Raw genomic sequence first — 12,152 nt, forward strand, 5'->3', positions numbered from 1 at the left:
CGGGCCATGCCGGGGCGCGTGCTGCGGGGGCTCGCCGGCGCCGTGCTGGCGGCGGCCCTGGTGCTCGCCGCGCCCCTGGCCGGCGGCAGCACCACGGGACCGGACCCGGAGCTGCGCCGTGCCCTGAGAGCGGCCCTGGAGAGCAGCGACAGCTTCCGCAACCGCTTCGACGCCCAGGTCTGGCTGCTCGACATGTCTGCCCGCCTCGCCCCCCGCATCCCGGACCCGGCGCGGCGCCTGCGCCTGCTGCGCATGGTTCACTACGAGGCGAAGCGGGCCGGCCTGGAGCCGGAATGGGTGCTGGCGGTGATCGAGGTGGAGAGCGCCTTCAACCGCTTCGCCCTCTCCACCGCCGGCGCCCGCGGCCTGATGCAGATCATGCCCTTCTGGCTCGAGGAGATCGGCCGCCCGGAGGACAACCTCTTCGACGTCGCCACCAACCTGCGCATGGGCTGCACCATCCTCGCCCACTACCTCGAACGCGAGAACGGCGACCTCACCCGCGCCCTCGCCCGCTACAACGGCAGCGTCGGCGAGCGCTGGTATCCGGCACGTGTCTACCGGGCCCTGGAGGAGCGCTGGTACGCCCAGTGAGCGGCCTTGCGGCCTGCTCACTGGGCGTACCAGCGCTCCTCCAGGGCCAGTTCAAAGTTCGAAGTTCAAGGTTCAAAGTCCGAGAGTCATACGCTGGTGCCGGCGTCAAACGCGCCCCTGGCGCCCCGCTTTCTGCTCCATAGCTTTGAACTTTGAACTGCGAACTTTGAACTGCAACTTCGAACTCCGGTGCGCGGCGCTAGCCGCGCACCGGATCCCCATCCCCATCCAGCGCCGGATAGGGCTTGCCCCGGGCGCGCAGGTGCTCGGCGAGCCTGGGGTGGAGCCACTCGAACAGTGTCTGGTGATAGGTCTCCGGGTCCAGGCGCGGGGTGTCGTAGAGGCCGGCGGCGGCGCGCTGGCGCTGGGCCTCGAACAGGATCACCGCAGCGGCGACGGAGACGTTGAGCGAGGCGACCAGCCCGGCCATGGGAATGCTGATATGGGCATCCGCGGCGGCCGCACCTGCCTGGCTCACGCCCCAGAGCTCGGCCCCCATGAGCACGGCGCAGGGGCGGGTGTAGTCGACGCTGCGGAAGTCGACGGCCCGCTCCGAGAGATGGGCGGCATACACCTGCAGCCCCTCGCCCTGCAGCGAGCTCACCGCCGGGCCGACCGCCTCGTGGGTGCGCATCCGCACCCACTGGCCGGCCCCCGCCGAGGTCTGGCGATGCACCGCCAGCCGGTCGCCAGGCCAGACCGCGTGCGCCTGATAGACGCCGACGGCGTCACAGGTGCGCAGGATGGCGCTCACGTTGTGCGGCTTGTGGACGCCGTCCAGCAGCACCCGCAGGTCCGGCTGGCGGCGGTCCAGCGTCGCCCGGAAGCGGGCGAGGCGTTCGGCGGTCATGGATTCCCTCGGCAGTTCGCTGCCGGCCCTGGGTACGGCCCGGCGGGGCCGTTATTGTAGGGGGCGGACCCAACGCCACAACCCGACACGGAGTCCAGCACCATGGCGCGCATCCTCATTGCCGGCTGCGGCCGCATCGGCACCCGCCTCGGCCTCAGCCTCGCCGACCAGGGCCATGCGGTGACCGGCCTGCGACGGCGCCCCGAGCCGCTACCCGCCCCCCTCGAGACCCGGCGGGCCGATCTCGGTAACCCTGCCCGCCTGCGCGAGGCCCTGGCGGATCTCGCCGCGGAGCGCGTCTACTACATCGCGCCCCCTGACCAGTTCGCCGACGAGACCTACCGGCAGGCCTTCGTCGTCGGTCTGGAGAATCTGCTGGGCGCCCTCCCGGAGCCGCCCGGCCGGCTGGTATTCGTCTCCAGCACCGGGGTCTACGGCCAGAACGACGGCGAATGGGTGGACGAGACCAGCGCCACGGAACCCGCCAGCTTCTCCGGCCGGCGCCTGCTGGAGGCGGAGGCCCTGGTGCACGACGGCGCCCGGGAGCCGGTGGTGGTGCGCTTCGGCGGCATCTACGGCGCCGGCCGCGAACGGATGCTGGAGAAAGTTCGCCGCGGCGAGCCCTGCAACGACGACCCGCCCCGCTACACCAACCGTATCCACGAGGACGACTGCGTCGACGTCCTCGCCCACCTGGGCGCCCTGCCGGAGCCCGCGCCGGTGTACCTCGGCGTGGACAGCGCTCCATGCACCCAGTGCGAGCTCATGGACTGGCTCGCCGGGCGCCTCGGCCTGCCGCGCCCGCCCCGCGGTGGCGAGACGCCGGTCCGCGGAGGCAACAAGCGGTGCCGCAACGAACGCCTGCTGGCCAGCGGCTATCGCCTTCAGTTCCCGACCTACCGCGAGGGCTACAGCGCCATGCTGCGGGCGAATTGAGCGACGGCGCGCGGCGCGTAACGAAATCGCGGACAGTGGCAAGGCGTTCGGCCGTGCGGGTGGTGGTGGGAGCGGCCGGGACCGTAGGCGAGAGGGACCTCGCCTACGAGCTTACAGGGATGTATTCACAGCGTGTCCCGGCCGCTCCCACCGCCACCCGCACCCAGCACCGCCGGTGCTCACGCCGCGGCGCCGCGGGGCCTTTCCAGGCCACACGCAAACCGGCCCCAACACGATCCATCGAAAGCTTCAGGGAACGATCTCGAGCAGCGCGCGGGCGAGGGCGGGCTGGGCGCCCAGGTAGCGCTCGAGGCGCAGGGTGAGGCCGGGATGGCGGGCGCGGGCGGCCTCGATGGCGCGGGGAAGGTCCCGGACCACCACCGAGTCGGCCAGCAACACGTAGGGCAGGCAGATCAGCTCGGTGACGCCGGCAGCCACTTCGCGGTCGATGGCGGCTGCCGGGTCGGGCGCCTCGTACGCCAGGAAGGCACAGGCGATGCGGTCATAGCGCCCGTCCAGGCCCGGCGCCAGCGTGGCGCTAAGCTCGCGGAGCTCGTCGTTGACACGCGCCTCGGGGCTGCCCGGCGCGATCAGCAGCAGGCTGCGCACCGCCCGGGCTCAGTTCCGCTCCAGCGTGTGGACCGCCGCGTCCTGGCTCGCGTAGAAGGCGGCGAGGTCGCGCATGTCCTGGTCGGACAGGGCCTGCACCTGCCCCTGCATCACTGCGTTGTTGCGGTCACCGGACTTGTAGGCCCGAAGGGAATGGTACAGGTAGTCCGCGTACTGGCCTGCCAGCTTCGGGAACTGCGGATTGTCGGCGGCGCCGTTCGCGCCATGACAGGCCGCGCAGGCCTGTGACTTCTCCTGACCGGCCACCGGGTCGCCGATGCGCTGCGCGCCGGCGTTACCCCACGCCAGCAGCGCGCCAAGGATCACCATGGTGCTGAGACTGCGGATCATCGTCTGACTCCCGATTATTCGTCGTTCGGAACGGCCTGCTCGAAGTAGGCGGCGATGTCCTGCATGTCCTCTTCGCTCAGGGTCTGCGCAAGGCCCTGCATGGTCGGATGACTGCGATCGCCGGCCTTGTAGGCCTGCAGCGCCGAGACGATGTAATCGGCATGCTGACCGCCGAGCTTCGGCACGTTGTAGGAGGGGTAGGCGTTGCGGTAGCCACTCACGCCATGGCAGCCGAGGCAGGTATAGGCCTTCTCGCGCCCGGCCTGCACATCGCCCTGGGCAAAGGCCGCGCCCGGCAGTAGCAGCGCGAGCGTCACGCCGAGGGCCGTCAGCAGCTTGGGTGTCATCATGATCCTCTTGGCCGCGTGGAAGGTGGAAGGCGGGGCAAGGCACCGCCCCCCGCCCGGAACGGCGCCATATGGTTCCATGGATCGCACCGGGGGTAAAGCAAGGGCCGTGCGGGGTCCGGGCGCCAGCCCTGTCCAGGGGCCCGGGTGCCGCGTGCAGGGCTGACTCAGGCGATTCGGAAATCCTGCTCCCCGGGGTCGTCGGCCACGGCGCTGTCCACGGCTTCCACCCGGGCGCCGGGCGGCCCTTCCCGCAGCCAGGCCTCGAAGGCGTCGAGGGCCTGGGGCGTCCCGCAGGCGACCAGCGCCACCCGGCCGTCCGGCAGATTGCGCACGCTGCCGCGCAGCCCCAGCTGCAGCGCCCGCGAACGGGCACTGGCGCGGAACCCCACGCCCTGCACCCGGCCGTGGACATGATATTGCCGGCAGATCGGCGCGCGCTCGCCGCGTTCGTTCATGGCTGCTCCCGTCGCCGTGGTGAAACCCCTGCTATTCTCGCCGGTCTCATGGCGGATGGTCACCGGTCGCCATCCGCCGCGCGGCCCACAGGCCCTGCGGGCCCAATCCTATCGGAAGTCCGGTCAGGTCTCAGCGGGCCTGTGCACCATGGCAAACCCGCAAGGAGTGTGATCGATGGATGCCGAGGTGCTCATCCTCTACTACAGCCGCCACGGTGCCACCGCGGCCATGGCCGCCCAGGCCGCCCAGGGCGTGGAGACCGTGACGGGCGCCTCGGCGCGGGTACGTACCGTGCCACCGGTATCCGCCACCTGCGAGGCGGTGGCGCCGGCCGTCCCGGACAGTGGCCCCCCGTATGCCGAGCTGGCGGATCTGGAGGCGTGCGCCGGGCTGCTCCTGGGAAGCCCCACGCGGTTCGGCAACATGGCCGCACCGCTGAAGTACTTCCTCGACCAGACCTCGGGCCTGTGGCTGTCGGGTGCCCTCGCCGGCAAGCCCGCCGGCGTGTTCACGAGCACCGGCAGCCTGCACGGCGGCCAGGAGACGACGCTGCTGTCGATGATGCTGCCGCTGCTCCACCACGGCATGTATCTGGTGGGGCTGCCCTACACCGAGCCGGAGCTCGCCAGCACCACCAGTGGCGGCACCCCGTACGGCGCCAGCCACGTCGCCGGCAGCGCCGCCGATCGCGAGCTGGATCAGTGCGAGGCGCGCCTCTGCCGTGTCCTGGGCCGGCGGGTGGCGGAGGCCGCACGGCGGCTGCAGGCCGCCGGAGGCGGCGCATGACGGCCGGGATGCCGGGGCGCGGGCTCTACCTGACCGCCCTCGCCTGTTATCTGGGGCTGATCGGGCTGCTTCTGGTCTGGCTGCTGTGGCTGGCGCCGCCGCCCCCGGCACTGCGCACGCCAGCGCTGCTGGTGCTCGGCCTGCCGCTGCTGCTGGGCCTGCGCGGGGTGCTCCACCGCCGCCGCTACACCCTGCAGTGGACCGGCATGCTCAGCCTTGCCTACTTCGTGCATGGCGTGCTCGCCGGTACGGGCCCGGCGCCCGAACGCTGGCTGGGGGCGGCGGAGACGACCCTCGCGCTCGGCTACTTCGGCTGCGCCCTGCTCTATCTGCGGGTAAGCCGCCGCGCCGCTGCGGCGGGGCCTCACTGACCCGGCACGGACCCCGCCCCCAGCGCCTCGCGCACGAACGGCACCGTCAGCCGCCGGCCGGCGGCGAGGGAGGCGGCGTCCAGGCGGTCCAGCACGGCCAGCAGGTGGTGCAGGTCCCGCGACTGGCGCGTCAGCAGATAGCGGGCCGTCGCCGCGGGCAGCTCCAGCCCGAGGCGGGCGGCATGCCGCTGCAGCACGGCCGCGCGGGTGTCGTCATCCGGCGGCTGGAGCCGCAACCGCAGCATGGCTTGCAGGCGGGACGCCAGATCCGGCAGGGCAAGCCCCAGCTCCGCCGGGCCTGCCCGGGAGGCCACCAGCAGCTGCCCCCCCGCGTCACGCAGACGGTTGTGGCAGTGGAACACCGCCTCCTCCCAGGCAGGCCGGCCGGCAATGGCCTCGAGGCCGTCCAGGGCCACCACGCCGACTCGCTCCAACCCCTCGAGCTGCTCCGGCGGTCCTTCGGCCCGCTCGGCAAGGGGCACGTAGACGGCCGTGTAACCGCCGGCGCTGGCAATCCCGCAGGCCGCCTGCAGGAGATGGCTCTTGCCCGTGGCCACAGGCCCGGTGAGGTGGATCGGATCCCAGGCGGCCCGGGCGGCGGCGCGCAGCGCAACCACGGCGGCGGCATTGCGGCCGGGAACGTAGAGATCGAGATCGGCGCCGGCGTCCCAGCGGAAATCGAGCGCAAGCTGCCGCCCGTGGGCGGCCGGTGCCCCGGTGACGCGGCCGCTCATCGCCGCAGGCGGTACACCGGGCCGCCGGCGGTGCCCGCCTCGCCGCCGGACTCGCCCTGATCCATCGCCTGCAGCCGGGACTCCCGGCCGAGGGCCTCGCGCACGCGGCCAGGGGCGACGTTGATCGACAGCTGGAAGCGAACCGCCGTGCCCTCGACCTCCGCTGCGCGCACGCCGCTCACGCCGCCGAGGCCCTGCAGCAGGCGCTCCGCGGCGGCCAGGTCGGTAAGGCCCTCGACGCCCTCGACCTGCACCTCCAGGAGGGTGCTGCTGTCGAGGTCGGGCAGCAGGGTGTAGGGCCCGCGCAGCGCGGCGGCGAGGCGGCGGGCGGTCTCGGCGGCCAGCCCCGCGAGGTCTCCCGCCTGGTCGCGCCAGCGCTCGCGCTCGCCATCCGGCCCGTACAGGGTCCAGCGGACATTCGCGCCACCGTCCCCCGTCAGCCGGCCGGCCAGCACCACCGGGGTCTGGTAGCGGTCCGACGCCTCGAGGATGGGGCCATCGAAGCCGCCGGCGACATCCGCAAAGGTGACCCTGCGCTGGTCCTCGAGATCCAGCAGCGGGAACAGCAGCGGCACCCCGACCTCGGCCGCGGCCTCACGCAGCAGGCGCGGCTCGCTGTCGCCCTCGCCTGCAAGCGCCCGCCGGCCCCCGCGCTCCACCGCAAGCCACACCAGCACCGGCGGCCGGTCCCGCTGCCAGACGGGGACTTCGGCACGCACCAGTGCCTCGCGCAGGGCCTCGGTGTCGAAGCGGGTCAGCATGCGCAGATCGCCCTCCGGGCCCCGCTCGTAGCGGAACTGCTGGACGAAGCGCCCGGCACGCTCGACGATGCCCTGCACCGGCGTCGCCTCGGCCACCTCGGGACGGCCGGTCAGGCGCGCCAGCACGGGACCCACCGCCTCGGCAAAGGCGGACTCGCGGGCCTCATCGGTCTGGTCCGACACGGGCACCGTCACCTCACCGAGGTTGGCCAGCCCCTGGGCATACCCGGGGGGAGACGTCAGCGTGATCAGCAGCACCAGCCCCCAGAGCCCGGCGATCGCTCGCCGCCAGCAGGGGTACGGAAGGCGGGCTGAAACCAGGCGCAGGGCTCTCATGGGGCCATTCCGTAGGGCGCGGCCCGGGCCGCGATGAGGGCAGTTACGGTACCATGGCGCGCTGGCGGGCGACGAGGCACGGCGACGGGAGACGACAGTGGCGAACGGCAGCGACGACCAGGGACTCACCTACCGCGACGCCGGGGTCGACATCGACGCCGGCGCGGCGCTGGTGGACCGCATCAAGGGTGCGGTGGCGAGCACCCGACGGCCCGGCGTGCTCGGCGGGCTCGGCGGCTTCGGCGGCCTGTTCGAGCTGCCGCTGGACCGCTACCGCCAGCCGGTGCTGGTCTCGGGCACCGACGGCGTCGGCACCAAGCTACGCCTCGCACTGGAGACGGGGCAGCACGACGGCATCGGCATCGACCTGGTTGCCATGTGCGTCAACGACGTGGTCGTCGCCGGCGCCGAGCCGCTGTTTTTCCTGGATTATTACGCCACCGGCCACCTGGACGTGGACGTGGCCGAGCGGGTCATCCGCGGCATCGCCGCAGGCTGCCGCGAGGCCGGCGCCGGACTGATCGGCGGCGAGACGGCGGAGATGCCCGGGATGTACGGACCGGGGGACTATGACCTGGCCGGGTTCTGCGTCGGCATCGTCGAGCGCGACGCGATCCTCGACGGCTCGGCGGTGCGGCCCGGGGACCGCCTGATCGCGGCCGCCTCCTCGGGCATCCATGCGAACGGGTTCTCGCTGGTGCGGCGGGTGCTGGAGCGCGAGCCGGGCGCCCTCGAGCGTACGCTGGAGGGTCGCCCGCTCGCGGAGTGGCTGCTGGCGCCGACCCGGATCTACGTGCGCCCGGCCCTGCGGCTGATCGCCGAGTGCGAGGTGCATGCCCTCTGTCACATCACCGGCGGCGGCCTGCCGGAGAATCTCCCACGAGTGCTGCCGCCGGGTGTCGCCGCGCATATCGACGCCGGGTCCTGGGAGCGCCCGGCCGTGTTCCGCTGGCTACAGGAGGCCGGTGGTATCGCCGACGGCGAGATGTGGCGCACCTTCAACTGCGGCGTCGGCATGGTCTTCGTCGTGCCGGAGGCGGAGGAGCAACGGGCGCTTGCGAGCCTGCGCGATGCCGGGGAGCGCGCGTGGTCCCTCGGCCGCATCGAGCCACGACCGGAAGGCGCGCCTGCGGTGCGCTTCGCGGAGGGTGCATGACGGCAGATCGCCTGCCGGTGGTCGTGCTCATATCCGGCAACGGCAGCAACCTGCAGGCCCTGATCGACGCCGAGCGCGCCGGCGAGCTGCCGGTGGAGCTGCGGGCCGTGGTGAGCAGCCGCGGCGGCGCCTACGGTCTGGAGCGCGCCGCGGCCGCGGGCATCCCCACCGCAGTCCTGCGGCCGAAGGACTACCCCGACCGTGAGCGCTACGACGCCGCCCTGCGCGACTGCCTGGACCGACTGAACCCGGGCCTGGTGGTCCTCGCCGGCTTCATGCGCATCCTCGGCGACCGTTTCGTGGCCGCCTTTGAGGGTCGCCTCGTCAACATCCACCCCTCCCTGCTGCCGGCCTTCCGCGGGCTGCACACCCACGAGCGGGCACTGGCGGCGGGCGTGGCCGAGCACGGCTGCAGCGTGCACTACGTCATCCCCGAGCTGGATGCGGGCCCGGTCATCGCCCAGGCCGCGGTCGCCGTGGAACCGGACGACACCCCGCAGACTCTGCAGCAAAAGGTGCAGGCCGAGGAGCACCGGCTCTATCCGCTGGCGGTTCGCTGGATCGCCGAAGGCCGTGTGACCATGCGCGATGGCCGGGTCTGGATGGACGGACAACCGCTGGCGGTGCCGCCGCGCCTCGGGCCGGTCGCAAGCCACTGACCGCGCACCGCGGGAGGACCCTTTGCGCGCCCTGTTCACGCTGCTTGCCACCCTGACACTGTTCTCCGCCCATGCTGCGGCGGCGGACCACGACGGCGCTCCGCCACCGTTCGAGGCGCGCTACGAGCTGCGCAAGGGCCCGCTGACCCTCGGCGAGGCGCGGCTCACCTTCGAGCGCCCGGGGGAGGACCGCTACCGCTACCGGATGCACACGCGGCCGGTAGGGGTCACCCGGCTGCTGTACTCGGCCGAGGTCCGGGAGGTGAGCGAAGGGCGCATCATAGCGACGGGCTTCCGCCCCGAGCGCTACCACTATCACCGCACCGGCGACGACGACGCTCGGGAGGCGGAACTGCGGTTCGACTGGGACGACGGCGAGGTGGTGAACGATGTCGCCGACCGCCCGTGGCGCATGCAGATCCCCGCGGACACGCTGGACCGGGTGGTCAGCCCGCTGCAGCTCATGCACGACCTCGCCGCCGACGGCAGCGCCACGCCGCTGACCTACCGCATCGCCGACGGCGGCGAGCTCAAGACCTACCGTCTGGAGGTGGAGGGCCGCGAGACGGTGAACGTCCCCGCAGGCCGCTTCGAGGCCCTGCGCATCGTCCGCTACGACACCGACAGCGACCGCGAGACCCGCCTCTGGTGCGCCCCGGAGCTGGACTATCTCGCCATTCAGGTGGAGCAGTGGGAGGACGGCGACCGCAGCTTCCGCCTGGTGCTGGCGGATCTGGAGGGTATCGACTACAAGCGCCAGCCGCCCCGCCCCCGCTTCGGCGACCCGCTTCACTCGGGGCGCCCTGGCAGCGGTGCCACGGGGCGATAGCGGCACGGGGGCAACCGACGTGGGCGGATCGTGCCCATGCCCAATCCGCGACGCCGACGACATGTCACTGCGTGTTGCCTGAGGCGAAGCGTGGTGGGGCAGGAGCGACCGGGACCGTAGGCGAGAGGGACCTCGCCTACGAGCTTACAGGGACGTATTCACGGCGTGTCCCGGTCGCTCCTGCCCCGCCTCGCGTCAGGCACGGCCGGCCTGGCGCTCGCCACGCCGCGGCCGCGCCAGCTTTCGAGCCGCCGGGGCAGTTCCGCGACAGGGGCGTGCGGGAGACGTCGCACGCGGCGGCGCCGCGCACGACCTACGGGCGTGGCAGGGTGACTCCGCGCTGGCCCATGTACTTGCCGCTGCGATCCTTGTAGGAGAGCTCGCAGATCTCGTCGGACTCGAGGAAGAGCATCTGCGCCACACCCTCGTTGGCGTAGATCTTCGCGGGCAGCGGCGTGGTGTTGGAGAACTCCAGCGTCACGTGCCCCTCCCATTCCGGCTCCAGCGGCGTCACGTTGACGATGATGCCGCAGCGGGCGTAGGTGGACTTGCCGAGGCAGATGGTCAGCACGCTGCGCGGGATGCGGAAATACTCCACCGTGCTCGCCAGTGCGAATGAGTTGGGCGGAATAATGCAGACATCCGCATGCACATCCACGAAGCTCGACTCGTCGAAGCCCTTCGGGTCGACGATGGCGGAGTTGATGTTGGTGAAGATCTTGAAGCGGTCCGCACAGCGCACGTCGTAGCCGTAGCTCGAGGTGCCATAGGAGATCAGCCGCCCGCCGTCGCGCTCCCGCACCTGCCCGGGCTCGAACGGCTCGATCATGCCTTCCCCCGCCATCTGGCGGATCCAGCGGTCCGATTTGATCGCCATCGTCAGGGTCCTGCTCGTTGTACCGGCGGCAATTCTGCCGGGGCGGGGCTGGCTCGTACAGGTGTTCGGTTCCGTACCGTCGATTGAACGCCACTTATGAACACAACGACACCACGGACACAACGATTAACGACGATGGGAAAGCATCAGGACGCCGATTTATCGGCATTGCTTTACGTTGTGATCCGTCGTGTCCGTGGTGTCGTTGCGTTCATTTCAGCGTCTTCGAGAGCCCGCGCCCGAGTCAGGTGTCGTCGACCACGATTTTCGGGAAGCGGCTGGCGCCGGCGGAGGCCTGGCGGGAGAGCATCGCCGCCGTGCGCAGCGCCGCGTCGCGGTAGAGCTCGGCGACGCGGCCCTCCGGCTCGGCCACCACGGTGGGCCGGCCGGCATCCACCTGCTCGCGGATGTGGATATCCAGCGGCAGCGAGCCCAGCAGCTCCACCCCCTCCTGGTCGGCCAGGCGCTGGCCGCCGCCGGCGCCGAAGACGTGCTCCTCGTGGCCGCAATTGGAGCAGATGTGGAGGCTCATGTTCTCGAGCACGCCGAGCACGGGCACCTTCACCTTCTCGAACATCTTGATGCCCTTGCGCGCATCCAGGGTGGCGATGTCCTGGGGGGTGGTCACCACCACGGCGCCGGCGACGGGCACGCGCTGGGAGAGGGTGAGCTGGATGTCGCCGGTACCGGGCGGCAGATCGATAATCAGGTAATCGAGCTGCTCCCAGCGCGTCTCGTTCAGCAGCTGGGTCAGGGCCTGGGTGACCATCGGGCCGCGCCAGACCATGGGCGTCTCCTCCTCGATGAGGAAGCCGATGGACATGACCTGCACCCCGTAATTTTCCAGCGGGGTAATGGTCTTGCCGTCGGGGCTGTCCGGCTTGCGGCCGGCGACGCCCATCATCCGTGGCTGGCTCGGCCCGTAGATGTCGGCGTCGAGCAGGCCTACCCGGGCGCCCTCCCCGGCCAGCGCCAGCGCGAGATTGGCGGCACTGGTGGACTTGCCCACCCCGCCCTTGGCCGAGGCCACGGCGATGATGTTGCGGACGTTCTCCAGCGGCTTCAGGGTCGCCTGGACCTGGCGCGCGACCACCTGCCAGTCCACCGACACCGCCACCGCCCGCGCGCCGGTGGCAGCCCGGATATGCTGCTCGAGCTCGCGCTGCAAGGTCGGGCGGTAGCGGTCCACCGGGAAGCCGAGCTGCAGGTCGACGGCCACCTGATCGCCGTCGATGCGCACGTCCTTCACCGCCTCGGCGCTCATCAGGTCCATGCGCAGGTGCGGTTCGGTCCAGCCGCCGATGGCCGCCTCCACCGCGTCTCGCGTCAATTCGCTCATCTCGGCCCCTTGGCGGGTTGCCCTAGGATGGCCGGAGTCTACCGGCCCGGCGAGCAGCATAAAACACGCCAACCGCGGGGTTGCTCGCTGCCGCTCACGCATGGACGGCGAACGCGCCGCGCCCCAGAATCCACCAGGCAACGGCTGAGCGGAGGCCC

The 12,152-nt window shown here is 71.7% G+C and carries 16 protein-coding genes; 7 read left to right on the forward strand and 9 right to left on the reverse strand.

Features of this window, described 5'->3' with window-relative positions; translation table 11 throughout:
- The first annotated feature begins 6 nt into the window (after positions 1-6).
- The gene (locus LMH63_RS14205) at positions 7-594 is read left to right on the forward strand and encodes a transglycosylase SLT domain-containing protein (RefSeq protein WP_109680243.1); all 588 of its coding nucleotides are present in this window, start codon (positions 7-9) and stop codon (positions 592-594) included.
- Positions 595-793: 199 nt separating this feature from the next.
- Here the strand turns inward: LMH63_RS14205 and trmH are convergent, their stop codons facing one another.
- Positions 794-1,444, reverse strand: coding sequence for a tRNA (guanosine(18)-2'-O)-methyltransferase TrmH (gene trmH, locus LMH63_RS14210; protein WP_109680264.1), 651 nt, complete (start codon positions 1,442-1,444; stop codon positions 794-796).
- 102 nt (positions 1,445-1,546) lie between these two features.
- Between trmH and LMH63_RS14215 the strand changes: the two genes are divergently transcribed.
- Positions 1,547-2,380, forward strand: a complete 834-nt coding sequence (locus tag LMH63_RS14215) for an SDR family oxidoreductase (RefSeq protein ID WP_109680265.1) — start codon at positions 1,547-1,549, stop codon at positions 2,378-2,380.
- Between the two features lie 249 nt (positions 2,381-2,629).
- On the opposite strand, the gene LMH63_RS14220 is transcribed toward LMH63_RS14215, so the two are convergent.
- The 4 genes from LMH63_RS14220 to LMH63_RS14235 all read right to left on the reverse strand — a co-directional run bounded on the left by LMH63_RS14220 (position 2,630) and on the right by LMH63_RS14235 (position 4,145).
- Complete coding sequence (locus LMH63_RS14220) at positions 2,630-2,989, reverse strand: sirohydrochlorin chelatase (RefSeq protein WP_109680266.1); 360 nt, start codon at positions 2,987-2,989, stop codon at positions 2,630-2,632.
- A gap of 9 nt (positions 2,990-2,998) precedes the next feature.
- Complete coding sequence (locus tag LMH63_RS14225) at positions 2,999-3,340, reverse strand: c-type cytochrome (protein WP_109680267.1); 342 nt, start codon at positions 3,338-3,340, stop codon at positions 2,999-3,001.
- A 14-nt stretch (positions 3,341-3,354) separates the two neighbouring features.
- A complete protein-coding gene (locus tag LMH63_RS14230; protein WP_109680268.1) occupies positions 3,355-3,687 on the reverse strand; it encodes a c-type cytochrome in 333 nt (110 codons plus the stop codon).
- 167 nt (positions 3,688-3,854) lie between these two features.
- On the reverse strand, positions 3,855-4,145 hold the full coding sequence (locus LMH63_RS14235) for an acylphosphatase (RefSeq protein WP_109680269.1): 291 nt from the start codon (positions 4,143-4,145) through the stop codon (positions 3,855-3,857).
- A 175-nt stretch (positions 4,146-4,320) separates the two neighbouring features.
- On the opposite strand from LMH63_RS14235, the gene wrbA reads away from it, so the two are divergent.
- Both wrbA and LMH63_RS14245 read left to right on the forward strand, forming a co-directional pair.
- Positions 4,321-4,932 carry an NAD(P)H:quinone oxidoreductase gene (gene wrbA / locus LMH63_RS14240; protein WP_109680270.1) on the forward strand — a complete coding sequence of 204 codons (612 nt, stop codon included), beginning with the start codon at positions 4,321-4,323 and terminating at the stop codon, positions 4,930-4,932.
- Positions 4,929-5,303 (forward strand): DUF2069 domain-containing protein, encoded by a 375-nt coding sequence (locus LMH63_RS14245; protein WP_109680271.1) that lies wholly within the window; start codon positions 4,929-4,931, stop codon positions 5,301-5,303. Before wrbA ends, LMH63_RS14245 begins: the two co-directional genes overlap by 4 nt.
- On the opposite strand, the gene hda is transcribed toward LMH63_RS14245, so the two are convergent.
- Both hda and LMH63_RS14255 read right to left on the reverse strand, forming a co-directional pair.
- Positions 5,297-6,037 (reverse strand): DnaA regulatory inactivator Hda, encoded by a 741-nt coding sequence (hda, locus tag LMH63_RS14250; protein ID WP_109680272.1) that lies wholly within the window; start codon positions 6,035-6,037, stop codon positions 5,297-5,299. The genes LMH63_RS14245 and hda overlap by 7 nt on opposite strands.
- Positions 6,034-7,134 carry a DUF2066 domain-containing protein gene (locus tag LMH63_RS14255; protein WP_109680273.1) on the reverse strand — a complete coding sequence of 367 codons (1,101 nt, stop codon included), beginning with the start codon at positions 7,132-7,134 and terminating at the stop codon, positions 6,034-6,036. Before LMH63_RS14255 ends, hda begins: the two co-directional genes overlap by 4 nt.
- 97 nt (positions 7,135-7,231) lie before the next feature.
- On the opposite strand from LMH63_RS14255, the gene purM reads away from it, so the two are divergent.
- From purM to LMH63_RS14270, 3 genes are read left to right on the forward strand one after another with little or no spacing between them, the layout of a single operon-like run.
- A complete protein-coding gene (gene purM, locus LMH63_RS14260) occupies positions 7,232-8,290 on the forward strand; it encodes a phosphoribosylformylglycinamidine cyclo-ligase (RefSeq protein ID WP_109680274.1) in 1,059 nt (352 codons plus the stop codon).
- Positions 8,287-8,949 (forward strand): phosphoribosylglycinamide formyltransferase, encoded by a 663-nt coding sequence (gene purN / locus LMH63_RS14265; RefSeq protein ID WP_109680275.1) that lies wholly within the window; start codon positions 8,287-8,289, stop codon positions 8,947-8,949. The genes purM and purN overlap by 4 nt, the downstream gene beginning before the upstream one ends.
- Positions 8,950-8,971: 22 nt before the next feature.
- Positions 8,972-9,778 (forward strand): DUF3108 domain-containing protein, encoded by an 807-nt coding sequence (locus tag LMH63_RS14270; protein ID WP_229332603.1) that lies wholly within the window; start codon positions 8,972-8,974, stop codon positions 9,776-9,778.
- A 313-nt stretch (positions 9,779-10,091) separates the two neighbouring features.
- Here the strand turns inward: LMH63_RS14270 and dcd are convergent, their stop codons facing one another.
- Together dcd and apbC are read right to left on the reverse strand one after the other, a co-directional pair.
- The gene (gene dcd, locus LMH63_RS14275; RefSeq protein ID WP_109680277.1) at positions 10,092-10,655 is read right to left on the reverse strand and encodes a dCTP deaminase; all 564 of its coding nucleotides are present in this window, start codon (positions 10,653-10,655) and stop codon (positions 10,092-10,094) included.
- A 244-nt stretch (positions 10,656-10,899) separates the two neighbouring features.
- Positions 10,900-11,994 (reverse strand): iron-sulfur cluster carrier protein ApbC, encoded by a 1,095-nt coding sequence (gene apbC / locus LMH63_RS14280; RefSeq protein WP_109680278.1) that lies wholly within the window; start codon positions 11,992-11,994, stop codon positions 10,900-10,902.
- Positions 11,995-12,152 lie beyond the last annotated feature (158 nt).

The sequence above is a fragment of the Spiribacter halobius genome, assembly GCF_020883455.1.
Lineage (GTDB): Bacteria > Pseudomonadota > Gammaproteobacteria > Nitrococcales > Nitrococcaceae > Sediminicurvatus > Sediminicurvatus halobius.